Here is a 23,155-nt window from a genome sequence, read left to right on the forward strand (position 1 = left end):
ACGGAGAAGAACATGATCAAGCTCGGCATCGTGATGGACCCCATCGCAAACATTAACATCAAGAAAGATTCCAGCTTCGCCATGCTGCTGGAAGCGCAGCGACGCGGCTATGAGCTCCACTATATGGAGATGAACGATCTTTATCTGATCAACGGTGAAGCCCGCGCACGCACCCGCATCGTTAACGTCGAGCAGAATTACGACAAATGGTACGAATTCGGCAGCGAGCAGGATATTGCGCTCGCCGATCTCAACGTCATCCTGATGCGTAAAGATCCTCCGTTCGACACCGAATACATCTACTGCACCTATATCCTTGAGCGCGCAGAAGAAAAAGGGACGCTTATCGTCAATAAGCCGCAGAGCCTGCGCGACTGCAACGAAAAGCTCTACACCGCCTGGTTCTCCGATCTGACGCCGGAAACGCTGGTGACCCGCAGCAAAACACAGCTTAAGGCATTCTGGCAGAAGCACGGTGATATCATCATGAAGCCGCTGGACGGCATGGGCGGTGCGTCTATTTTCCGCGTAAAAGAAGGCGACCCGAATATCGGCGTGATTGCCGAAACGCTGACCGAACTGGGTACGCGTTACTGCATGGCACAGAACTATCTGCCCGCGATTAAAGATGGCGATAAACGCGTCCTGATCGTGGATGGTGAACCCGTGCCTTACTGCCTGGCACGTATCCCGCAGGGGGGCGAAACCCGTGGCAATCTGGCGGCCGGTGGCCGTGGCGAACCGCGTCCGTTAAGCGAAAGCGACTGGGAAATTGCCCGCCGCGTCGGCCCAACGCTGAAAGCCAAAGGCCTGATCTTTGTTGGCCTGGATATCATTGGCGATCGTCTGACCGAAGTGAACGTCACCAGCCCGACCTGCATTCGTGAAATTGAAGCGGAATTCCCGGTCTCGATCACCGGAATGCTGATGGACGCCATCGAAAAACGTCTCCAGAAATAACTTACCAATACTATTAGTGACAGCACCCCGGTTTGTCCGCATACTGGGGCTGTCGCTTTTTAAACCAGGAAACAGTACCTCTGACAATGAATTTACAGCATCACTTTCTTATTGCCATGCCTGCTCTCCAGGACCCGATTTTCCGCCGCTCCGTGGTTTATATTTGTGAATACAATGAAGACGGCGCGATGGGCATTATCATCAACAAACCGCTGGAAAACCTGCAGGTTGAAGGGATTCTGGAAAAGCTGAAAATTACAGCTGAAGCGCGCCTGCCGGAAATCCGTCTTGATAAACCGGTAATGCTGGGTGGCCCCCTTGCAGAGGATCGCGGTTTTATCCTGCATACGCCGCCCATTTTCTCTTCCAGTATTCGTATCTCTGACAACACGGTGATCACCACCTCCCGCGATGTGCTGGAAACGCTGGGCACCGCAGAACAGCCTTCCGAAGTGCTGGTGGCACTGGGTTACGCCTCCTGGGAGAAGGGTCAGCTTGAACAGGAGATCCTTGATAACGCCTGGCTCACCGCACCTGCGGATATGAATATCCTGTTTAAAACCCCTATCGCCGATCGCTGGCGTGATGCGGCGAAACTGATTGGCATTGATATTCTGACCATGCCAGGCGTAGCGGGGCACGCGTAATGAGCGGCACACTTCTGGCCTTCGACTTTGGCACGAAAAGCATTGGCGTCGCCGTCGGCCAGCGTATCACCGGCACCGCTCGCCCGCTCACGGCCCTTAAGGCGAACGACGGCACACCGGACTGGAACCTCATTGAGCGTCTGCTCAAAGAGTGGCAGCCAGACGATGTGATTGTCGGTCTGCCGCTGAACATGGATGGCACTGAACAGCCGCTTACCGCCCGCGCGCGTAAGTTTGCCAATAAAATCCACGGTCGCTTTGGCGTTTCCGTGAAACTCCACGACGAACGATTGAGTACCGTCGAAGCGCGTGCCGGCCTGTTTGAGCACGGGGGTTTCCGCGCACTCAACAAAGGCAGCGTCGATTCGGCTTCTGCCGTCATTATCCTCGAAAGCTATTTCGAACAGGGTTACTGAGCGCCGGGGCTTACAACCGCCCCTGCGCCCGTCGCTCTGCCAGGCTCTGGTCAAAGTTCTGCATCCCCGCCTGCTGACCGGTTTGAATAATCCCGGGCAACTGCCACGTTTTACCTTCGCGGATAAGGTTCGCTGCCGCTGGCGTATTCACCAGCAGTTCATACAGCGCGACGCGCCCACCCTGCAGGTCGGGAAGCAGTCTTTGCGCCAGCACCGCCCGCAGGCTGCCGGCCAGCTGATTACGCACCGGGTCTTTCTCCTGCGCCGGGAACGTATCGATCAGCCGTTCAATCGCCTGAGAGGCACCGCGGGTGTGCAGCGTCGCCAGCACCAGATGCCCGGTTTCAGCGGCCGTCAGCGCCAGGCGGATCGTTTCGCTGTCGCGCAGTTCTCCCAGCAGGATGACATCCGGATCTTCACGCAACGCAGCGCGCAGCGCCTCGGCAAATGAGGGACTGTGCAGGCCGATCTCTCGCTGCTGAATCAGGCAACGTTCACTCTGATAGACAAACTCCACCGGATCTTCCAGCGTCAGAATATGCCCATCCGTCTGGTGATTAAGAAAATCCACCATTGCCGCAAGGGTGGTAGATTTGCCGCGGCCGGTTGCCCCCGTCACCAGTATCAGCCCACTGTCGTGGGATAAGAGTTCCGGGATAGCCCGGGGAACACCCAAAGCGGAGAGCTGCGGACAGGCCCGGGGCAACAGGCGTAGCGTGATGGAGTTGCCCTTCATCTGTTTAAAGGCACTTGCGCGCAGACGCTGGTTTCCCGTAAGGGTCACGGCAAAATCCACCTGCCCGCTTGCCCACCATGCCCCCTGCTGCTCATCGTTGAGCCACGTTTTCAGTAACGCATCCACATCGGGAGAGGGAAAGGGAGCCGGTTCAAGGCGGCCTACTCTGCGCCAGCGCGGTGGCGAATCACTGCACAGGTGTAGATCGGAGACATTATGCTTTACACTAAGGGCCACAATTTCTTCCACATCCATACATTACTCCTCGGAAAATGAACAACATTGCGCATAACCTGGCACAGGTCCGGGACAAAATCTCAGCCGCAGCAACACGTTGCGGCCGTGCTTCAGAAGAAATTACGTTACTTGCAGTGAGCAAAACCAAGCCTGCGAGCGCCATCGCAGAAGCGATTGATGCAGGCCAGCGTGCATTTGGTGAAAACTACGTGCAGGAAGGCGTGGATAAAATTCGCTACTTCCAGGAGCAGGGGAATACCGGCCTGCAATGGCACTTTATTGGCCCACTGCAGTCGAATAAAAGCCGTCTGGTGGCAGAGCACTTTGACTGGTGCCATACCATCGACCGTCTGCGCATTGCCACACGTCTGAACGATCAGCGCCCGGCGGAGATGCCCGCGCTTAACGTGCTGATTCAAATCAACATCAGTGATGAAAACAGCAAGTCCGGCATTGCGCTGAGCGAGCTGGATGCGCTGGCGGCTGAAGTGGCCGCGCTGCCGCGCTTAACCCTGCGCGGTTTGATGGCAATCCCGGCGCCTGAGTCAAGTTATGAAAGGCAGTTTGCCGTGGCACAGCAAATGGCTGTAGCATTTGAGGCGCTTAAAGCGCGCTATGAAAAGATAGACACGCTTTCTCTGGGCATGTCGGATGATATGGAAGCCGCCATCGCGGCAGGCAGCACTATGGTGCGCATCGGCACGGCAATATTCGGTGCGCGCGACTACACCCAATAATAAGGAAACCTGAGGAACGCCATGAAGACGTTGACTTTCCTGCTCTCAACGGTCATTGAGCTGTATACGATGGCGCTTTTGCTGCGCGTCTGGATGCAGTGGGCCCGCTGTGATTTTTATAACCCGTTCTCGCAGTTTGTCGTGAAAATCACCCAACCTGTTGTGGGGCCGCTGCGCCGTATTATTCCGGCGATGGGCCCCATTGACAGCGCATCGCTGCTGGTAGCGTTTATTCTGAGCGTTATCAAAGCGATTGTGCTGTTTATGGTCATCACCTTCCAGCCGATCATCTGGATTGCTGCCGTCCTGATCCTGATTAAAACCATCGGTCTGCTGATCTTCTGGGTGCTGCTGGTCATGGCCATCATGAGTTGGGTCAGCCAGGGCCGTAGCCCGGTGGAATATGCATTGATTCAGCTGGCCGAACCGCTGCTGCGCCCTATCCGCAACCTGCTCCCGTCAATGGGCGGCATCGACTTTTCCCCGATGATCCTGGTTCTGCTGCTGTATGTCGTTAATATGGGCATTGCCGAGCTGTTACAGTCCACGGGCGATATGCTGCTGCCGGGGCTGTGGATGGCGCTATGAGTGCAGTAAGTACCTGCGCTGATGGGCTGGTTTTACGGCTGTATATTCAGCCGAAAGCCAGCCGTGACAATATTGTTGGACTGCATGGCGACGAGTTAAAAGTCGCCATAACCGCCCCACCGGTAGATGGCCAGGCAAATGCGCATCTGACCAAATATCTGGCAAAACAGTTTCGCGTTGCTAAAAGCCAGGTCATCATAGAAAAGGGTGAACTTGGGCGGCATAAACAGGTAAAAATCCTTAATCCGCAATCCATCCCGACGGAAGTCGCGGCTCTGATTTAACAGGATAAAACGATGCAGAAAGTTGTTCTCGCTACCGGCAACGCCGGTAAAGTGCGCGAGCTGGCCTCGCTATTAAATGATTTTGGGCTGGACGTGGTGGCGCAGACCGAGCTGGGCGTGGAGTCCGCCGAAGAGACCGGCCTGACGTTTATCGAAAACGCGATCCTGAAAGCACGCCATGCCGCACAGGTCACCGGCCTGCCCGCGATTGCCGATGATTCCGGTCTGGCGGTTGATTTTCTGGGCGGTGCTCCGGGCATTTACTCTGCCCGCTATTCAGGCGTGGACGCCACCGACCAGCAGAATCTGGAAAAGCTGCTTGTCGCCCTGAAGGATGTGCCTGACGAACAGCGTACCGCGCAGTTCCACTGCGTGCTGGTCTATATGCGTCACGCTGAAGACCCCACGCCTGTCGTCTGCCACGGCAGCTGGCCGGGGGTGATTACCCGTGAAGCAGCCGGTAACGGCGGCTTTGGCTACGATCCGATTTTCTTTGTCCCGACTGAGGGCAAAACCGCTGCGGAACTGACCCGCGAAGAAAAAAGCGCGATTTCCCACCGAGGACGCGCCCTGAAACTGTTACTGGAAGCCCTGCGTAATGGCTAATTTGCCGCCTCTGAGTCTTTATATTCATATCCCCTGGTGCGTGCAGAAATGTCCGTACTGCGATTTCAACTCGCATGCGCTGAAAGGTGAAGTGCCGCACGATGATTACGTTGCGCATCTGCTGGCCGACCTGGATGCCGATGTACCTTACGCACAGGGACGTGAAGTGAAGACCATTTTTATTGGTGGCGGTACGCCGAGCCTGCTGTCAGGCCCGGCGATGCAGTCACTGCTGGACGGCGTGCGTGCGCGCCTGAATCTGGCAGCGGATGCTGAAATTACGATGGAAGCCAACCCCGGTACCGTTGAGGCCGACCGTTTTGTCGAGTATCAGCGGGCGGGCGTGAACCGGATTTCCATCGGCGTGCAGAGCTTTAGCGAGCCGAAGTTAAAACGACTGGGGCGTATTCACGGCCCGGAAGAGGCGAAGCGGGCGGCAAAGCTGGCTACTGAGCTGGGTCTGCGCAGTTTTAACCTCGACCTGATGCACGGCCTGCCGGATCAGTCGCTGGAAGAGGCGCTGGACGATTTGCGTCAGGCGATTGCCCTGAACCCGCCGCATCTTTCGTGGTATCAGCTGACTATCGAGCCCAATACGCTGTTTGGCTCTCGTCCGCCGGTGCTGCCGGATGACGATGCGCTGTGGGATATCTTCGAGCAGGGCCATCAACTGTTGACCGCCGCAGGCTATCAGCAGTACGAAACGTCGGCCTATGCGAAGCCGGGCTACCAGTGCCAGCACAACCTGAACTACTGGCGCTTTGGCGACTATCTGGGCATTGGCTGCGGCGCGCACGGTAAAGTGACGTTCCCTGACGGGCGTATCCTGCGTACCGCAAAAACGCGCCATCCGCGCGGGTATATGGAAGGTCGTTATCTCGAACGTCAGCACGATGTCGAGGCGGTGGATAAGCCGTTTGAGTTCTTTATGAACCGCTTCCGCCTGCTGGAAGCCGCGCCGCGTAAAGAGTTTGCCCTTTATACCGGGTTGCCGGAAACCGTGATTCGCCCACAAATTGACGAGGCGCTGGCACAGGGGTATCTCACGGAATGTGAGGAATACTGGCAGATCACCGAGCACGGCAAACTGTTCTTAAACTCCCTTCTTGAGCTGTTCCTCGCCGAAGAATCTGAAGGCTGATTCAGGATTTTGCATCCCGTTCTGCCAGCTAAGGGAAAGGCTGGCATGTCATTCGATTCTGGAATAACGAACTCTGGAACAACGAAGAGGCGGTATTAGAACAAATACGGGAAACCCTGCAAATGCTACTACCCTCACCCCGGCCCTCTCCCTGAAAGGGAGAGGGAGCAAACCATTCCCTCGCCCCCTTGGGGAGAGGGTTAGGGTGAGGGGTGAAGTTAATTACTTCAACGTCCCCACCAGCGCCTTCCTGCTGTCTTCCAGCGACACCACGCGTTTACACACGTCTTTACCGAACTGCTGGAAATCGGCTTCCTGATTCTTCCACTCGTTCTGAATCGAGGTCTGCAGCCCCCCCAGGCTACCCAGCACGCCCTGCAGCGGGTTACCGCCGCCTTTCAGTACCGCTTTGGCGCCCATCTCGTTAATACTGTCCTGCAGGATGCCGCCCATGGCCTGATTCACCAGCTGCTGGCCGTCAGCACGCACCTGATCAATCGCTTTGTAGTGGAACATCAGGCCGTCGGTACGATGCTCGATAATCCGGTTCATCTGCTCTTTCAGCTGTTTGTCGAGCTTCGTCAGGCGGGTGCGCATGTTGCTGCTCTCACCCACCTCTTTGGTAATGATCTTATCCAGCGCAACGCGGCCTTTCTCAACGCGGGTCAGGGCGCCTTCGTCAATCCACGGCAGCGCAGTACGCAAATCGGCCTGGTAGTCTCTGGCCTGCTCACGCTGCGCGGCGGTCAGGTTGTACTGTTTGCCATTGAACGTGACATCACCCTGCGGCGTGATGACCAGATTGCCGTTCTCACCTTTAACCTGAACGGTTTGCGGACTTAACACCACGTCATCACGCGGGGTGACGCTACATTTATACTCCGCATGGGCGGTGAATCCGGTTGCCATTAAGGCAACAGCCAGCAACGTTTTGCGCATCTTTAACACTCCCTCAGACAAAATGGGCCAGCTAATGCTGGCCCCTGACTTCTTTATTAGTCCCACCAAACGTCGAAAAGTTCGCTGACGCGGACATCTTCCAGTTTGTGGTCTTCAAGCCATTTACGTACCAGCGCCTGATGTTCTTCGGTGCATTTACCCACTTCCTGGGTGCAGATAAGACCTTCCCACGCCAGATAGCCGCTACCGTCGAAGGCCAGCTTGTTTGGCTCGATCACCTCGTTGATGAACGCATCAACGTCCTGATCGATCTGCTCAACGCTGGTGCCTTCCGGGAAACGCCAGGCAACGGAGAAGCCCACTTCCTGGAATTCTTCGATGTGCATCTTTTTACGCAGACGACGGCTACGATTCTTTGCCATTATTTCACCCTCTCGAACATTAAGTCCCATACGCCGTGACCAAGACGATGGCCACGCTGTTCAAATTTCGTTACCGGACGCGATTCCGGACGCGGTACATAGTCGTTGCTCTCTGACTGGTTTTTATACCCGTCCAGAGACGACATCACTTCCAGCATATGTTCCGCATACGGTTCCCAGTCGGTCGCCATATGGAAGACACCGCCCAGTTTCAGCTTACTTTTTACCAGCTCAGCAAACGGCGCCTGAACGATACGGCGCTTATTATGACGTGCTTTGTGCCACGGGTCAGGGAAAAAGAGCTGAACCATGTTCAAAGAATTGTCAGGAATCATTTTGTGCAGCACTTCCACCGCGTCGTGACACATCACGCGCAGGTTCTCTACCCCCTCTTCGTGGGCGGTGGCCAGACACGCGCCAACGCCTGGAGAATGCACTTCTATGCCGAGGAAGTTCTGGTCCGGGCGGGCTTTCGCCATGGTCACCAGCGAGGTGCCCATACCAAAGCCGATCTCCAGGGTCACTGGCGCATCGCGACCGAACAGGTCGGCAAAGTCGAGCGGCTGCTCGCTGAACTCAACGCCCATCACCGGCCAGTAGTTGTCCAGCGCGTGTTGCTGCCCTTTTGTCAGGCGACCCTGACGGCGGACAAAGCTGCGAATACGGCGCAGCGGGCGACCGTTTTCATCAAATTCCGGTGAAATGACGTCGTTTTTCATAAAAGAGTTGTCTGCTTGTGAGAATGTTCGGGAAACGGGCATTATCCAAAGTTAAGGCTTCTATGCAAGCATGGGAAAGATCCGGTTTACAGCAGATTGACGCTGTGCTGCAATCGGCGTCCCTGATTATACGAATCGATGACCATGCAAGCCTCTCAATTTTCAGCCCAGGTGCTGGACTGGTACGACAAATACGGGCGTAAAACCCTGCCCTGGCAAATTGAAAAAACGCCTTACAAAGTATGGCTCTCCGAAGTAATGTTGCAACAAACGCAGGTTGCCACGGTGATCCCTTACTTTGAGCGTTTTATGGCGCGCTTTCCCACGGTAACCGATCTGGCCAACGCGCCGTTAGATGAGGTGCTGCACCTGTGGACAGGGCTTGGCTATTACGCCCGCGCGCGCAATCTGCACAAAGCCGCACAGCAGGTCGCGACGCGCCACAACGGTAAATTCCCGGAAACCTTCGACGAGGTGGCGGATTTACCCGGTGTCGGACGATCCACCGCGGGTGCCATCCTCTCACTGTCCCTCGGCAAGCATTTCCCGATCCTTGACGGTAACGTGAAGCGCGTGCTGGCACGTTGCTATGCGGTTGACGGCTGGCCGGGGAAAAAAGAGGTCGAAAAGCGGCTGTGGGAGATCAGCGAAGCGGTAACCCCGGCAAAGGGCGTGGAGCGGTTTAACCAGGCGATGATGGATCTCGGTGCGATGGTCTGCACGCGCTCGAAACCAAAATGCGAGCTCTGCCCGCTCAATAACCTGTGCGTGGCGTACGCAAATCATTCCTGGGCGCAGTATCCCGGTAAAAAGCCGAAGCAGACGCTGCCGGAGCGCACCGGTTACATGCTGTTGATGCAGCACGGGGACGAGGTCTTTCTGGCGCAGCGCCCGCCGAGCGGCCTCTGGGGTGGTCTATACTGCTTCCCACAGTTTGAAGATGAAGCCACGCTGCGGGCCTGGCTTAAACAGCGCGGCATTGCTACCGATAACCTGACGCAGCAGACCGCGTTTCGCCACACTTTCAGCCATTTCCATCTGGATATTGTGCCGATGTGGCTTCCCGTGTCCTCCTTCGCCTCGTGCATGGATGAAGGCACCGCTCTCTGGTATAACTTAGCGCAACCGCCATCAGTCGGGCTGGCGGCTCCCGTGGAGCGCCTGTTACAACAATTACGTGCCGGTGCAATGGTTTAGCATCGGCTAAAAAAGAGGAATGAGTATGGCCAGAACCATTTTTTGTACTTTCCTGCAGCGCGACGCTGAAGGCCAGGACTTCCAGCTCTATCCGGGCGAACTGGGTAAGCGCATTTATAACGAGATCTCCAAAGAAGCCTGGGGACAGTGGCAGAAAAAACAGACCATGCTGATTAACGAGAAAAAACTCAGCATGATGAACCCGGAACACCGCAAGCTGCTGGAGCAGGAGATGGTGAACTTCCTGTTCGAAGGTAAAGACGTCCACATCGAAGGCTATACGCCGCCGGAAAAATAACAGCGCGCGGGGGAAACCCCGCCGTTCAAGCAAACACAACACGCACTCCCGGAATGATGAAAAAAATTTTAGCGCTAGCCCTTGTTGCGCCGTTGCTTGTCTCGTGTTCATCAAAAAAAGGCGATGAATACAACGAAGCCTGGGTTAAGGACACCAACGGTTTTGATATTTTGATGGGGCAGTTTGCCCACAACATCGAGAACATATGGGGATTTAACGAAGTTCTTATCGCCGGACCTAAGGATTACGTTAAGTACACCGACGCCTACCAGACCCGTAGCCACATCAACTTCGATGACGGTACGATCACGGTTGAAACCATCGCGGGGACTGACCCTGCGGCGCATTTACGGCAGGCCATCATCAAAACCCTGCTGATGGGCGACGATCCGGGTTCTATCGATCTCTACTCCGACGCCGACGACATTACCATTTCTAAAGAGCCGTTCCTGTACGGTCAGGTCGTGGACCAGACCGGTCAGCCAATCCGCTGGGAAGGCCGCGCCACGAAATTCGCCGACTATCTGCTGCAAACGCGTCTGAAAAGCCGTACCAACGGCCTGAAAGTGATTTATAGCGTCACAATTAACCTGGTGCCGAACCACCTCGACAAGCGTGCGCATAAGTATCTGGGCATGGTGCGTCAGGCGTCACGTAAATATGGCGTGGATGAGTCGCTGATCCTGGCGATCATGCAGACCGAGTCGTCCTTTAACCCGTACGCCGTGAGCCGTTCCGACGCGCTGGGGCTAATGCAGGTTGTCCAGCACAGCGCCGGTAAAGACGTGTTCCGCGCACAGGGGAAATCGGGCACGCCGAGCCGTAGCTATCTGTTTGACCCGCAAAGCAACATTGATACCGGTACGGCCTATCTGGCGATGCTGAATAATGTTTATCTGGGCGGGATTGATAACCCAACCTCACGTCGTTATGCGGTCATTACCGCGTACAACGGCGGTGCAGGCAGCGTGCTGCGTGTCTTCTCGAATGACAAAGTGCAGGCCGCAAATATCATCAACAGCATGGCGCCGGGGGATGTCTACGCCACCCTCACCACCCGCCATCCGTCTGCGGAATCCCGTCGTTATCTGTATAAGGTGAATACGGCGCAGAAGAACTATCGTCGCCGCTAGAAAATAACACCCCTCACCCTGCCCTCTCCCAAAGGGAGAGGGTATTCAAGTTCCCTCTCCCTTTGGGCTGAGGGATCCCCAGTAATATGGTCATGCCACCATGACCATATTACTGTACTCTTTTCCCAGCTTTTTCATCTCGTTAACTATATTCAGCCGTCTCACTTTCCCGGGCTCATGCCGGATGACTTCTTCTGCCAGACTCAGGTATGACAGAACCCGTCTGTGCCTGATGCTGCTTGCCTGATAGTGCCAGTGTAAACACTGCCTTTCTGCCCTGTAACCTGCCAGCCACATCACCAGGCTTGCCATTGCCGCGACCATATTCAGCACTTCCAGTCGCCCTTTTCCCTGACTCCGGCTCAGCCTCAGACCGAACCAGAAGCGTGGACTTTTGTCGTCCCGGAAGTTTTGTTCTATCTGCATTCTGCGGCTGTACAGGGCCATTATCTGGTGCGGCTCCAGTCCCTCTGCATTACTGAACAGCAGCCAGGGCTCCCGCGCGCTACTGCGGTGTTCCCGCTGTGTTTTCGGCATCCCCCCTTTTCCCTGACGCCCTGCGTCAGGGCGCTTATGCAGATAGAACCGGCCGTAACAGGGCGTTCGTGGTTTACGGGACAGGACACCGTAACCCACGCAGACCGGTTGTCCGGTAGCCTCAAGCTCACTGATTTTCATCCATTTTTTATCTCCGTCCAGCCGGAAGCTGATGCAGCCCCTGACCCTGCCGGTGAAGCTCCAGCCCAGCTGGCTGACATGCCGGAACCAGTCTGTCCGGAAGCCTGCATCCGTAATGATGGTGACGGCTTTATCTTTCGGGATGGCATCATGCAGGCGGTCAAGGAAGCGGCACTGTACATCGCTGTTCTGCGCCAGCTCTGCGGGGACAACCTCACTCATAAGCGGCAGTGAGCGACCATTACAGACCAGGCTTGCCCGCAGAAGATACCAGTTCCTGTCATGCCAGCCTGTCCAGTCGACAGCAATCACACAGAAGGGCATCAGGGAGGTGATGGTATGTGTGAGCAGGTGCTGAATACGGGGAATATCCCGGTGAAGGGCGGTATTACCCAGGGCACGGTCAACACGTTTAATTTTATTTTTGACGTGCGCCCTGCCGGGAAGAGAGCGACCAAGGCTGGTCAGGGTCAGATCCGCACCGTGCGTGAGGGCAACGGCCATGGAAACAAGGACATTAATCCGGAAGCTGTGAACGTCCGGTAAAGACGCGGAGAAAAATTTCTGGCAGACTGTCTGTAAAGGCACGATGAGGTCTCTTCTGATTTGTTAGCGCAACCAGTAGATCACACTTCATCGTGCTTTTCATTTTTCTGGGGAACCCTCAGCCCACAGGGAGAGGGTTAGGGTGAGGGGGCATCAGGCCGCACCTACCCCATCTCACCCCACCCATACGAAAATGTTATTTGCATCACAATCCAAACTGCAAATTAATGTGGATTGCATTTTTTTGCGGGAGGTAACAAAACATATCGTTGCCAACTGATAGAATTGCATCAAATAACAACCCTGAATGTTCCTATAACAACATATCTCCCGCTCACTTGTGAGGAAAGTAACATGAACCTTAAGCTGCAGCTTAAAATATTGTCGTTTCTGCAGTTCTGCCTGTGGGGTAGCTGGCTGACTACACTCGGCTCCTATATGTTTGTGACGCTCAAGTTCGATGGTGCGTCAATCGGTGCCGTCTACAGCTCGCTGGGTATCGCGGCGGTCTTTATGCCAACGCTGCTGGGGATCGTGGCGGATAAATGGTTGAGTGCGAAATGGCTGTACATGCTTTGCCACCTGGTGGGTGCGGGCACGCTGTTTATGGCAGCCCAGGTCACCACGCCGGGGGCGATGTTTATGGTGATCCTGCTTAACTCGCTGGCCTACATGCCAACGCTTGGGCTGATCAACACCATCTCCTACTACCGCCTGAAATCCGCCGATATGGATATCGTGACCGACTTCCCGCCTATCCGTATCTGGGGCACCATCGGTTTTATTATGGCAATGTGGGGCGTGAGCTTCGCGGGCTTTGAACTGAGCCATATGCAGCTCTACATCGGTGCGGCGCTCTCCGTGGTGCTGGCACTGTTTACCCTGACGCTGCCGCATATTCCGGTATCTAACCAGCAGAAAAACCAGAGCTGGAGCACCATGCTCGGCCTGGACGCTTTCGCGCTGTTTAAAAACAAACGCATGGCGATCTTCTTTATCTTCTCCATGCTGCTGGGCGCGGAACTGCAAATCACCAACATGTTCGGCAATACCTTCCTGCACAGCTTCGATAATAACCCGCTGTTCTCAGGCAGCTTTATCGTTGAACATGCGTCGGTAATGATGTCCATCTCGCAGATCTCTGAGACGCTGTTCATCCTGACCATTCCGTTCTTCCTGAGCCGCTACGGCATCAAGAACGTCATGCTGATCAGTATTGCCGCGTGGATGTTGCGCTTCGGCCTGTTCGCCTACGGCGACCCAAGCCCGTTCGGCACCGTGCTGCTGGTTCTGTCGATGATTGTTTACGGCTGCGCCTTCGACTTCTTCAACATCTCCGGTTCGGTGTTTGTGGAAAAAGAGGTGAAACCTGAAATCCGCGCCAGCGCACAGGGTATGTTCCTGATGATGACCAACGGCTTCGGCTGTATCCTGGGCGGCGTGGTGAGCGGTAAAGTGGTTGAGATGTATACCACCAACGGCATTACCGACTGGCAGCCAGTGTGGCTTATCTTCGCCGCATACTCGCTGGTGCTGTTCTTCGCGTTTATCGTGCTGTTCCAGTACAAGCATGTACGCGAACCGCACGGCGCACAGCCAGTCGCGCATTGATTATTGTGCCGGGTAGGCGAAGCCGCCACCCGGCTATTTTATTGCAGCAAGCACCCACCCCACCGACAGCAAATCCGCGCTGCCGCCCGGGCTCAGGTTGCGTTCAATCAATGCGTTATCCATTCTACGCAACGCTTCACCATCCCAGCCGTCAGCCAGCAGTTCCCGCGCATAGTCCTGAACGTAGCCCAGCCCCTCAATGCCGCCGCGCGACACCAGATTGCTGTCCTGATTGATTGCCATCAGGCGTAACAGCAGGCCGTGAAGTGAATGTCCGTTCCACTGCGCCAGCGCTTTACGCACCGTCGCAAAACCACTCTCCGCCTCGCCGCGCGCGCCGGTTAAGCCGTACTGCCGGAACTGCCGCTCCCCCGCCGTCGCCTGCCCGCTGCGTTCGGCCAGCTCTCGCGAAACCAGCCCGTGGCAGATGTTACTCACCTCACAACAGAGGCTTTCTGCGGAGATATTTTTCACACGCCCGGCGGCGAAGCAGAGTAAACCAAGGGCAAAAATGCCCCCTTTGTGCGTGTTCACCCCGTTCGTCGCGGCATACATCGCCTGCTCACAGGCCATCCCCATCGGGCGGAGGAGCCGTAACTGTTCGCCTGCGGGTTTATCGGCATGCGTGTTACCCAACTCAGCAAAGCGCGAAAACCACGGCGTAATCGCCATAATGCTGCGGACAAACAGCGCGTGATCCATATCGCGATGGGAGCCGTTATTGAGCCTGTCCACCAGCCCCGGTTTCGGTGTCAGCGCCAGCTCCTGCCACAGCGCCTCTGCGGCAAGCGCGGGGACGTCATGCGGGCGCGGTTTAGTCGCGAGCAAACCAGTCATCGATCATCTTCTCCACGCGCGCCACCACCTGCTCCACAGGATGTTTGCGCGAACGGGAACAGGCGTGGGCCGGTTCATCACAAATCAGGCAGCGTCTGAGATGGGAGCCCAGCGACTGACGTCCAACGTGGCCGTTTTCAGGGCAAATCACATCCAGATCCCACAGCCTGCCAAGCGGGTGCGTCTGCTCCAGCTCCGCACAGTGGGCTTTGATTTCTGCCGCGGGATGGGCCACACACCACAGCGCTTCGGGCCCGGTCGGGAGCCACAGCACCTGGCGGTCCAGCACCTGCCAACGGTTTTCCCACAATAGCTGGTCGCACATTTGTAACGCCACGCCCATGGTGTTGCGATAGCGCAGGCTGTCTTTGATCTCCCCGGGTGTTACCAGCGTGAGGGAGATCACCGGTTGTTGATAGTGCGTAAGCCAGTCAGCCTGACGGGCTGCGCGGCGCTCTTTCGCCGCCAGCAGCGCGTCCAGGCTGACACCCGCCCGCACGGGTGTCGCAATGGTCATATTCACTCCTTTACCTGTCGAACGGTGTCGATCACGCTGCCGTCGCGGTAGCGGATCACCCCGACAATTTTGTCTGTGAATTCAATCGGTTTCGGTACGCCTGTCAGCGAAATTGCCCGCTCATAGAGGGCGTTGATATCCACAACCTTCAGCCCTGCTTCCATGAGGCGTTCGCGGATCTCCGGGCGCGCCGGGTTGACCGCAATGCCGTGATCGGTGACCAGCACGTCGATGCTTTCGCCCGGCGTGAGGCGTGTGGTAACGCGCTTCACCACCGTCGGAATGCGGCTACGCAGCAGCGGCGCAACGACGATGGTCAGGTTCGCCGCGGCGGCCACGTCGCAGTGCCCGCCGGACGCGCCGCGCATCACACCATCGGAGCCGGTAATGACGTTAACGTTAAAATCGACGTCAATCTCCAGCGCGCTGAGGATCACTACGTCCAGCTGGTCGCAGCTTGCCGCCTTACTGCCGGGGTTGGCGTAGACGTTAGTGGAGATCTCCACGTGGTTCGGGTTGCGCGCCAGCGAGGCCGCCGCCTGGCCGTCGAAGCACTGGGTATCGAGCAGCTTTTCGATCAGCCCCTTCTCGTGCAGATCTACCAGGCTGCCGGTGATGCCACCCAGCGCAAAGCGTGCCTTCACGCCGCTGCGCTCCATCTTCTCTTCCATAAAGCGGGTGCAGGCGGTGGCCGCCGCGCCGGAGCCGGTCTGCATCGAGAAGCCCGGTTTAAAATAGCCGGAGTGCTCAATCACATCCGCCGCATAGCGGGCAATCATCAGCTCGCGCGGGTTGCTGGTGACGCGCGCCGCGCCGACGCTGATTTTTGCCGGATCGCCCACGCTCTCCACCTGCACGATGTAGTCCACCTGATCCTGTACCAGGCTGGCAGGCATATTGGGGAACGGCACCAGCGCTTCCGTCAGCAGCACCACCTTGCGGGCAAAATGGGCGTCCACCATCGCGTAGCCCAACGAGCCGCAGCACGATTTCCCGTGCGTGCCGTTGGCGTTACCAAACTCATCGCTGCACGGCACGCCAAGAAACGCCACGTCAATGTTCAGCTCACCGTCCTGCAGCAGCTTTACGCGCCCGCCGTGAGAGTGAATTTGTACCGGCTCGTCCATCAGCCCGTGGGAGATGGCATCCGCCAGCTTGCCACGCATGCCGGAGGTGTAGATCCGGGCGATCACCCCGCTTGCAATATGCTCGATCAGCGCGTCGTTGCAGGTCATCAGTGAGCTGGAGGCGAGGGTCAGGTTTTTGAAGCCCATCCGCGCCAGCAGCGCCACGACGGTGTTGATCACCCGGTCGCCTTCACGAAACGCGTGGTGGAAGGAGATGGTCATTCCGTCCGTCAGGCCGCTACGCCTCACCGCCTCTTCAATGGAGGCGCAGAGTTTGCGGCTGTGTTTCGCGTCGCTGTCCGCCAGCCACGGCGTGGCGCTGTGGGCGGTATCAAACGGTTTTAACTCCCGCAGATGGGGAAAATTCACATGGAGAAGTTCTGTCTGGTTCATTGTGTCATCCTTACCGACGCACGCCGGAAGCCGCCGCGCGTTCGAGCACCACCTGCGCGTGGTTAATAATCGGTGCATCCACCATCTTGCCGTTGAGCGACACCACGCCAAGGCCGTTACGTTCGCCCTCTTCTGCCGCTTCAATCACCCGCAGGGCGTGATCCACCTCTTCCTGGGTCGGCGCGTAGGCGTTATGCAGCAGGTCTATCTGGCGCGGGTTGATCAGCGATTTGCCGTTAAAGCCCATCTTGCGGATCAGATCGACCTCGCGCAGGAATCCGGCCTCATCGTTAACGTCTGACCACACCACGTCGAAGGCGTCGATGCCTGCCGCGCGGGCGGCGTGCAGCACGGCGCAGCGGGCGTAGAACAGCTCGGTGCCGTCGCCGCGCTCGGTCTGCATGTCCATCACGTAGTCAAAAGCCGCCAGCGCAATGCCGATCAGGCGCGGCGAGCTGCGGGCAATCGCCACGGCGTTGATAACGCCAATGGCCGATTCAATCGCCGCCATCACGCGGGTGGAACCAACCTCGCGCCCGCACTCCTGCTCGATACGCTCAAGGTGACCTTCCAGCTCGTAGATGTCGTCCGGGGTGTCGGTTTTCGGCAGGCGGATCACGTCCACACCGGCGCGCACGGCGGCTTCCAGATCCAGCAAGCCAAACGGCGTGCTCAGCGGGTTTATGCGCACCACGGTTTCGATGTCCTGATACATCGGGTGCTGCAGGGCGTGGAACACCAGCATTCGCGCGGTGTCTTTCTCGCGCAGAGCAACGGCATCTTCAAGGTCAAACATGATGGAGTCTGGACGGTAGATAAACGCGGTTGAAAGCATGGCGGCGTTGGCGCCCGGCAGGAACAACATACTGCGGCGGAGTTTGCTCATTTCAGCGCCCCCCAGTTAATGGCCTGTTCATCGGCAGCACGCAGAAGCGCACTTTGCAGGCGGGCGCGGATCACACAGTCCAGCGCCCCTTTGTCTTCAATAATGATAAGTCCCTGGTGCACATTCATGGCGCGCAATGTCTCGTTGACCACCTGGCGAATTTGCTCGCCAAACTGCTTAATCACTTCACTGTGGATGACTATCTCCAGCTCGCCGTGAGCGGGAGCAATTTTCACCATCAGGTCGCTGGACTCCTGCGTTCCGGCCAGCGCCTCCCTTACAATTTTCATGATAAATTCCTGGTAGTTAAGCGACTTCGGCACTCGCACGGTAGTGTGTTTCGAGGTGCGCGAAGGTGGAGTCCGGGACAATCTCCCGGATCCGGGAAAACTGCTGAGTCTTGAGCAAGCGGCGCACTTCGGACGCTGAAATGGCATTGCCGGTGGCCTTGATGCGCGGCATTTCCACCACCTCAATCTGCGGGCTCAGCAAGGCGTGCAGCGTCTGGTTGTACTGACGGGTGATATCGCAAAACGGCTCGGAGCCGATAAAACGATGGGTAATGCCCAGCGCCGGTGCGATAAAGTCGCGGAAGATCAGCACGTCGATTTCGCTCCACGCCTGCTGCACTTTGCCGGTCTCTTTCAAAAAGTAGGCCGGGAAGGTGGCGCGGGAGATGATGTACTGCGAGCCTTCGTGCACGGTCACATTTGGCAGATGCGCGACGCCCGCACGCACCATTCCGAGGCGCGCGCTGAACGGAAAGAACGAGGCATCTTCACGCACCACAAACAGGTGCAGGGCGTCACACTGCATCGCCGCCTGCTCCACCAGATGACGGTGGCCGAGGGTGAACGGGTTGGCGTTCATCACTATCGCGCCAGTCTTCTCCCCGCCCTTGCGCATCCTGCCCAGGGAACGGCAGTAACGCTCGATCCCCTGCGGAGTGTTCTCCATCAGCACGGCGTTGTTGCCGCTCTGGGCAATCGGCCAGAAGCCGCTACGCGCAAAGCGCTCCTTATTGCACGGTCGCGTGCAGAGGAAGAGGTGAAAATGACCGCGCTCCAGCGCCGCATTCTGCACCTCCGCCAGCAAGCGCGCACTGAGGTTCTCGCCGCGAAGCTGCTCGTTCACGGCCACACACTTGATGACGTTGGCGGCAAGACCGGCGCAACCCACCAGCTGCGCGCCGGACCAGGCTTCGACAAACAGCGTGATGTCGTTGTCCAGGCCAAGGCCGCTGTCTGCCAGCAGATAACGGATCTGGCTTAAGCGTTCCGGGTGTTTCGCCACCAGCGTGTGGCGAAAATCGATGGGTTGACTGTTCATGCCGCCTTTCTCAGTGTGCCGCCGCAAGCCCGCTGGCTAGCGCTTCCACAATCACGTTGCTCAGATGACCGATATGCTCGATCTCCACTTCAATGCGATCCCCCTCTTTCATAAACAGCGGCGGATTACGCTTTTTACCCACCCCGCCCGGGGAGCCGGTGATGATCACATCGCCCGGACTTAAGCGGGTAAAGGTGCTGATGTACTCGATCAGCTCCGCAACCTTGTGGATCATGCTGCTGGTGTTATCTTCCTGCACCATGCGGCCGTTCAGCCAGGTGCGGATCGCCAGCCTGTGCGGGTCCGGGATCTCATCGGCCGTTGCCATCCACGGGCCAAACGCGCCGGTCTGACGCCAGTTCTTACCGGCAGTAAACCAGGTGTGCTGCCAGTCGCGGGCGGAGCCGTCCATGTAGCAGCTGTAGCCCGCCACGTGGCGCAGCGCCTCGTCACGGCTGATGTTTTCCCCGCCCTTGCCGATGATCACCGCCAGCTCGCCTTCGTAGTCGAATTCGCTGGAGTGACGCGGCTTCAGCACCGGCTCGTTGTGGCCGGTCTGCGAATCCGGGAAGCGCACGAACAGCGTCGGTGCCGGGTTGTGCTGGTCAAACTCCTTGCGCTTGTCGGCGTAGTTCATGCCCACGCAGAGGATTTTTTCCGGCTGCTCAATCACCGGTAAGAAGGTGATGGCGCTCATCGGCACGTCCACGGCATCGTTCAGGTAACGGGTGGCCTGCGCCAGCCCGTTGCCCTGCAGCAGCGCTTTGAGGTCGCTGTAGCGGTCGCCGAGACGGCGACCTAAATCAATCACACCTTCGGCCTGGACGATGCCGTAGCTGCGTTTTCCCTGGTATAAAAAGCTTGCGAGTTTCATTGTTCTTTCCTGAAAACTTAAACGAGGAAGTTGCCCAGAATCAGCAGTGAGATAGAGACGTTAATCGCGCCGCCGATACGGGTAGCAATCTGGGCGAAGGGCATCAGGCTCATACGGTTGCCTGCGGTCAGGATCGCCACGTCACCGGTACCGCCCTGGCCACTCTGGCAGCAGGAGACGATGGCGACATCAATCGGGTGCATACCAATCTTTTTGCCGACGAAGAAGCCGGTCGCCACCAGTGAAGAGACGGTACTGATAATCACCAGCAGGTTAGTCAGCGTGAAGGCCGCGACCAGTTCATGCCATGGGGTGATCGCCACACCGACCGCGAAGAGGATGGGATAGGTCACTGAGGTCTGGAAGAATTTGTACACCACCTGAGAGCCTTCCAGCAGACGCGGAGAGGCACCGTTGCAGAGCTTCACCAGCACCGCCATAAACAGCATGCCAACCGGCGCAGGCAGACCAATCAGCTTGTGGCCGAGCATGCCCAGCATGTAGAGCAGCACCGCCAGCAACGCACCGGAGGCGATGGTGGTGACGTCCGCTTTGCCAGAGAACGCCGGTTGAGAAACGGTGGCATCGGCATTCGCGCGGTTCGGCATCAGCTGACCTTCACCGGTCAGGTGCGGATAACGCTTGCCCAGTTGGTTCAGACAGCCGGAGATGATGATAGCGGTCAGCCCGCCGAGCATGACCATCGGCAGCACGCGACCGAGCGCCACGCCCTGATCCATGTGCAGCAGGGTGGCGTAGCCGATGGAGAGCGGGATAGCCCCTTCGCCCACGCCGCCTGCCATAATCGGCAGAATGATAAAGAAGAAGATCTGGAACGGCTCAAGACCCAGCGCCAGACCCACGCCCATCCCCACCAGCATGCCGACGATCTCGCCGCACAGCATCGGGAAGAAGATGCGCAGGAAGCCCTGAATCAGCACGGTGCGGTTCATGCTCATGATGCTGCCGACAATAATGCAGCAGATGTAGAGATAAAGAATGTTGGTGGATTTATAGAACTTAGTGGTGGATTCCACTACCACATCCGGCAACAGGCCGTAATAGACCAGCGCGGAGGGGATAAAGGTGGCGCAAATCGCCGCCGCGCCGAGCTTGCCGACAATCGGCAGGCGTTTGCCGAACTCACCGCAGGCAAAGCCGAAGAACGCCAGCGTCGCCACCATCACCACGATATCGCTTGGCAGTTTTCCGCCCAGACAATCAATGGCAATCAGCGCGCCCGCAAGGACAAACAGCGGCAGAGGAATAATCCCGATTTTCCAGGTATCCATAATATGCCACCAGCGCTCTTTGAGCGATGGCCGCTGAATATCAATCGGGTCGTGGGTAACAGAGAAAGAATCGTCAGTTGTGCTCATAATAAGCCCCTTAGTTATTTTGTGCGTTCAGCTTAGAGTCACAAAGGCTTACTTTATGTGAGGAATGGCATATTAAAAGCGAAGTTTTAATGGCGACTATGGTTTTAATGGTTTCTTTTATTTAATGTGATTTGCCCCTTATTTATTGCCGTGGTTTTTATGGTTTCTTTTCTAAACCGAACAAACAAATAACATTTACACGGTGGTGTTTAAGGGAAAACCCTTTCAGATAATTCTTTTGCAGGCCTTGCTGTGCAAGGGATCACAAGTTTTCGGCAAAGCGGGTATCCACGCGAAAAAAGATGATATATTGACAAACTTCGTTGATACCACGCGTGATTGTTATGAAAGTATCGTTTCAGATTAAGCTGTTTGTTTCGCTGGTTGTCTTTTTCTCAGTGCTTTTTGCTTTACTGGGCGGATATTATTATGTCGACGTTAGCCGACAGCTTTATCAGGAAATGAGCGCACGCGCAAAAATACAGGCGGAAGAGATCGCCCTTATTCCGTCATTACGAAAAGAGGTCGAACAAAAAGATATCAACGCCATTCACGATTTTATGCAGAAAATAGCCACCCACAGTGATGCCAGTTTTATTGTGATTGGCGATAACAAAGGGCTGCATCTGTTTCATTCCGTTTTTGCGGACAGAGTGGGCCATACGCTGGTCGGCGGAGACAACGAAGAAGTCCTGCGCGGTAAAAGCACCACCACCATCCGCAAGGGAGGATTAGGCATTTCGCTGCGCAGCAAAGCGCCCATTTTTAACGATGCCGGTCAGGTAGTGGGGATTGTCTCGGTAGGCTATCTCACCAGCTATCTTGAAACCATCACCGTCAGTAAAGTGGTTAACATCCTGATCGCCGCCGTACTGTTACTGCTTGCCCTCTTTATCTTCTCCTGGTTCTTTACCCGCAGTATCAAGAAGCAGATTTTCTCCCTGGAGCCGCGAGAGATTGGTCTGCTGGTGCGCCAGCAGAAGGCGATGATGGAGTCCATTTATGAAGGGGTGATCGCCATTGACGATGAACGGCGAATAGAAGTGATTAACCAGGCGGCACGCAAACTGCTGGGCCTGAGCCAGCCGGCCCGGGAACTGCGCGGGCAGCTGATAAGCGAAGTAATCGATCCTGTTCCGTTCTTCGAAACACAAACGATGCTCGCCAAAGATACCCATGACGAGATTTGCCGCTTTAACGATCTCACGGTGATCGCCAGCCGGGTGCGCATCATGCTTGAGAACTCTCTGCAGGGCTGGGTGATCACCTTCCGCGATCGCAACGAGATCGACTCGCTCAGCGCCCAGCTCAGCCAGGTCAAACGCTATGTTGATAACCTGCGCATTATGCGTCACGAGCAGCTGAACCGGATGACCACTCTCTCCGGCCTGCTGCATATGGGCCGCTACGAGGAGGCGATTGGCTACATTCAGGCGCAGTCGGAACACGCTCAGGAGCTGCTGGACTTTATCTCTTCGCGCTTCAGCTCCCCGACACTGTGCGGCCTGCTGCTGGGGAAAGCCGCGCGGGCGCGGGAGAAAGGCGTCGAGCTGAACTTCGACCCGACCTGTCGTCTGGACAGACCGTTCCTGGCGCTGCCTGAAGAGGCGCTGATTTCTATCATTGGCAACCTGCTGGATAACGCCATTGAAGCGACCCAGCGCTCGCCGCTTCCGCATGCACCTGTGGAAGTGCTGATAAAACTGAGCGAACAAGAACTCATCATCGAAGTGGCCGATCAGGGCGTGGGCATTAAACCGGAGATCCGTGACAGGATATTTGAGCGCGGCATCACCACCAAAACGCGCGGCGATCACGGCATTGGTTTGTATCTGATCGAAAGCTATGTCACACAGGCTGGCGGTGCAATTGAGGTTGCCGATAACACGCCGCGGGGGGCGATTTTCTCACTGTTTATCCCCGCCACGTGAACCGCCCGGCATCCCGCACAGGAACA

General features: G+C 56.7%; 26 protein-coding genes and 1 pseudogene. 14 read left to right on the forward strand and 13 right to left on the reverse strand.

Going from position 1 to position 23,155, the window contains the following annotated elements; genetic code table 11:
- Positions 1 to 12: 12 nt before the first annotated feature.
- From gshB to ruvX, 3 genes are all read left to right on the forward strand, one after another.
- Positions 13 to 960, forward strand: a complete 948-nt coding sequence (gene gshB / locus ECL_RS21325; RefSeq protein WP_013098663.1) for a glutathione synthase — start codon at positions 13 to 15, stop codon at positions 958 to 960.
- Between the two features lie 86 nt (positions 961 to 1,046).
- A complete protein-coding gene (locus tag ECL_RS21330; RefSeq protein ID WP_013098664.1) occupies positions 1,047 to 1,607 on the forward strand; it encodes a YqgE/AlgH family protein in 561 nt (186 codons plus the stop codon).
- Complete coding sequence (gene ruvX / locus ECL_RS21335; RefSeq protein ID WP_006811925.1) at positions 1,607 to 2,023, forward strand: Holliday junction resolvase RuvX; 417 nt, start codon at positions 1,607 to 1,609, stop codon at positions 2,021 to 2,023. Before ECL_RS21330 ends, ruvX begins: the two co-directional genes overlap by 1 nt.
- A gap of 10 nt (positions 2,024 to 2,033) precedes the next feature.
- On the opposite strand, the gene ECL_RS21340 is transcribed toward ruvX, so the two are convergent.
- Positions 2,034 to 3,014, reverse strand: a complete 981-nt coding sequence (locus ECL_RS21340) for a type IV pilus twitching motility protein PilT (protein WP_044157573.1) — start codon at positions 3,012 to 3,014, stop codon at positions 2,034 to 2,036.
- 17 nt (positions 3,015 to 3,031) lie between these two features.
- Here ECL_RS21340 and ECL_RS21345 point away from each other — a divergent pair, with 17 nt between their 5' ends.
- From ECL_RS21345 to ECL_RS21370, 6 genes and pseudogenes are all read left to right on the forward strand, one after another.
- Positions 3,032 to 3,733, forward strand: a complete 702-nt coding sequence (locus ECL_RS21345; protein WP_013098666.1) for a YggS family pyridoxal phosphate-dependent enzyme — start codon at positions 3,032 to 3,034, stop codon at positions 3,731 to 3,733.
- 21 nt (positions 3,734 to 3,754) lie between these two features.
- Positions 3,755 to 4,321: a YggT family protein gene (locus ECL_RS21350; RefSeq protein ID WP_013098667.1), complete on the forward strand. Its 567-nt coding sequence runs from the start codon at positions 3,755 to 3,757 to the stop codon at positions 4,319 to 4,321.
- Positions 4,318 to 4,605, forward strand: coding sequence for a DUF167 family protein YggU (yggU, locus tag ECL_RS21355; protein WP_013098668.1), 288 nt, complete (start codon positions 4,318 to 4,320; stop codon positions 4,603 to 4,605). Before ECL_RS21350 ends, yggU begins: the two co-directional genes overlap by 4 nt.
- Positions 4,606 to 4,617: 12 nt before the next feature.
- A complete protein-coding gene (locus ECL_RS21360) occupies positions 4,618 to 5,211 on the forward strand; it encodes an XTP/dITP diphosphatase (protein WP_013098669.1) in 594 nt (197 codons plus the stop codon).
- Positions 5,204 to 6,352 carry a radical SAM family heme chaperone HemW gene (hemW, locus tag ECL_RS21365; RefSeq protein WP_013098670.1) on the forward strand — a complete coding sequence of 383 codons (1,149 nt, stop codon included), beginning with the start codon at positions 5,204 to 5,206 and terminating at the stop codon, positions 6,350 to 6,352. Before ECL_RS21360 ends, hemW begins: the two co-directional genes overlap by 8 nt.
- 35 nt (positions 6,353 to 6,387) lie before the next feature.
- Positions 6,388 to 6,507: pseudogene (locus ECL_RS21370) on the forward strand (DUF559 domain-containing protein); the annotation flags it as partial.
- 67 nt (positions 6,508 to 6,574) lie between these two features.
- Here the strand turns inward: ECL_RS21370 and ECL_RS21375 are convergent.
- From ECL_RS21375 to trmB, 3 genes are read right to left on the reverse strand one after another with little or no spacing between them, the layout of a single operon-like run.
- Positions 6,575 to 7,291: a YggN family protein gene (locus ECL_RS21375; protein WP_013098671.1), complete on the reverse strand. Its 717-nt coding sequence runs from the start codon at positions 7,289 to 7,291 to the stop codon at positions 6,575 to 6,577.
- A gap of 56 nt (positions 7,292 to 7,347) precedes the next feature.
- Entirely contained in the window at positions 7,348 to 7,674 is a 327-nt protein-coding gene (locus tag ECL_RS21380; protein WP_003862421.1) for a YggL family protein, read from the reverse strand.
- Positions 7,674 to 8,393 (reverse strand): tRNA (guanosine(46)-N7)-methyltransferase TrmB, encoded by a 720-nt coding sequence (gene trmB, locus ECL_RS21385; protein ID WP_013098672.1) that lies wholly within the window; start codon positions 8,391 to 8,393, stop codon positions 7,674 to 7,676. Before trmB ends, ECL_RS21380 begins: the two co-directional genes overlap by 1 nt.
- Positions 8,394 to 8,537: 144 nt before the next feature.
- Here trmB and mutY point away from each other — a divergent pair, with 144 nt between their 5' ends.
- The 3 genes from mutY to mltC are packed head-to-tail and all read left to right on the forward strand — an operon-like array spanning position 8,538 to position 11,021.
- Entirely contained in the window at positions 8,538 to 9,590 is a 1,053-nt protein-coding gene (gene mutY, locus ECL_RS21390; RefSeq protein ID WP_169746047.1) for an A/G-specific adenine glycosylase, read from the forward strand.
- A 25-nt stretch (positions 9,591 to 9,615) separates the two neighbouring features.
- On the forward strand, positions 9,616 to 9,888 hold the full coding sequence (locus ECL_RS21395; RefSeq protein WP_013098674.1) for an oxidative damage protection protein: 273 nt from the start codon (positions 9,616 to 9,618) through the stop codon (positions 9,886 to 9,888).
- A gap of 56 nt (positions 9,889 to 9,944) precedes the next feature.
- Positions 9,945 to 11,021 carry a membrane-bound lytic murein transglycosylase MltC gene (mltC, locus tag ECL_RS21400; protein WP_013098675.1) on the forward strand — a complete coding sequence of 359 codons (1,077 nt, stop codon included), beginning with the start codon at positions 9,945 to 9,947 and terminating at the stop codon, positions 11,019 to 11,021.
- Positions 11,022 to 11,111: 90 nt separating this feature from the next.
- On the opposite strand, the gene ECL_RS21405 is transcribed toward mltC, so the two are convergent.
- On the reverse strand, positions 11,112 to 12,287 hold the full coding sequence (locus ECL_RS21405; protein WP_013098676.1) for an IS4 family transposase: 1,176 nt from the start codon (positions 12,285 to 12,287) through the stop codon (positions 11,112 to 11,114).
- Between the two features lie 312 nt (positions 12,288 to 12,599).
- On the opposite strand from ECL_RS21405, the gene ECL_RS21410 reads away from it, so the two are divergent.
- Entirely contained in the window at positions 12,600 to 13,856 is a 1,257-nt protein-coding gene (locus tag ECL_RS21410; protein WP_013098677.1) for a nucleoside permease, read from the forward strand.
- Positions 13,857 to 13,889: 33 nt separating this feature from the next.
- On the opposite strand, the gene citG is transcribed toward ECL_RS21410, so the two are convergent.
- Genes citG through ECL_RS21450 form a run of 8 tightly spaced genes read right to left on the reverse strand, consistent with a single transcriptional unit; the run spans position 13,890 to position 21,198 of the window.
- Positions 13,890 to 14,693 carry a triphosphoribosyl-dephospho-CoA synthase CitG gene (citG, locus tag ECL_RS21415; protein WP_013098678.1) on the reverse strand — a complete coding sequence of 268 codons (804 nt, stop codon included), beginning with the start codon at positions 14,691 to 14,693 and terminating at the stop codon, positions 13,890 to 13,892.
- Complete coding sequence (citX, locus tag ECL_RS21420; RefSeq protein WP_013098679.1) at positions 14,671 to 15,210, reverse strand: citrate lyase holo-[acyl-carrier protein] synthase; 540 nt, start codon at positions 15,208 to 15,210, stop codon at positions 14,671 to 14,673. The genes citG and citX overlap by 23 nt, the downstream gene beginning before the upstream one ends.
- Before the next feature lie 2 nt (positions 15,211 to 15,212).
- On the reverse strand, positions 15,213 to 16,730 hold the full coding sequence (citF, locus tag ECL_RS21425; RefSeq protein WP_013098680.1) for a citrate lyase subunit alpha: 1,518 nt from the start codon (positions 16,728 to 16,730) through the stop codon (positions 15,213 to 15,215).
- A gap of 10 nt (positions 16,731 to 16,740) precedes the next feature.
- Positions 16,741 to 17,616, reverse strand: a complete 876-nt coding sequence (gene citE / locus ECL_RS21430; protein ID WP_013098681.1) for a citrate (pro-3S)-lyase subunit beta — start codon at positions 17,614 to 17,616, stop codon at positions 16,741 to 16,743.
- On the reverse strand, positions 17,613 to 17,906 hold the full coding sequence (gene citD, locus ECL_RS21435; protein ID WP_013098682.1) for a citrate lyase acyl carrier protein: 294 nt from the start codon (positions 17,904 to 17,906) through the stop codon (positions 17,613 to 17,615). The genes citE and citD overlap by 4 nt, the downstream gene beginning before the upstream one ends.
- Positions 17,907 to 17,922: 16 nt before the next feature.
- The gene (citC, locus tag ECL_RS21440; RefSeq protein WP_013098683.1) at positions 17,923 to 18,945 is read right to left on the reverse strand and encodes a [citrate (pro-3S)-lyase] ligase; all 1,023 of its coding nucleotides are present in this window, start codon (positions 18,943 to 18,945) and stop codon (positions 17,923 to 17,925) included.
- A 10-nt stretch (positions 18,946 to 18,955) separates the two neighbouring features.
- A complete protein-coding gene (locus ECL_RS21445; protein ID WP_013098684.1) occupies positions 18,956 to 19,819 on the reverse strand; it encodes a fumarylacetoacetate hydrolase family protein in 864 nt (287 codons plus the stop codon).
- A 17-nt stretch (positions 19,820 to 19,836) separates the two neighbouring features.
- Positions 19,837 to 21,198, reverse strand: coding sequence for a 2-hydroxycarboxylate transporter family protein (locus ECL_RS21450; protein ID WP_013098685.1), 1,362 nt, complete (start codon positions 21,196 to 21,198; stop codon positions 19,837 to 19,839).
- A gap of 344 nt (positions 21,199 to 21,542) precedes the next feature.
- Here ECL_RS21450 and ECL_RS21455 point away from each other — a divergent pair, with 344 nt between their 5' ends.
- On the forward strand, positions 21,543 to 23,129 hold the full coding sequence (locus ECL_RS21455; protein ID WP_013098686.1) for an ATP-binding protein: 1,587 nt from the start codon (positions 21,543 to 21,545) through the stop codon (positions 23,127 to 23,129).
- Positions 23,130 to 23,155 lie beyond the last annotated feature (26 nt).

Origin of the sequence: Enterobacter cloacae subsp. cloacae ATCC 13047 (assembly GCF_000025565.1) — a bacterium.
In the GTDB taxonomy this organism is placed as follows: domain Bacteria; phylum Pseudomonadota; class Gammaproteobacteria; order Enterobacterales; family Enterobacteriaceae; genus Enterobacter; species Enterobacter cloacae.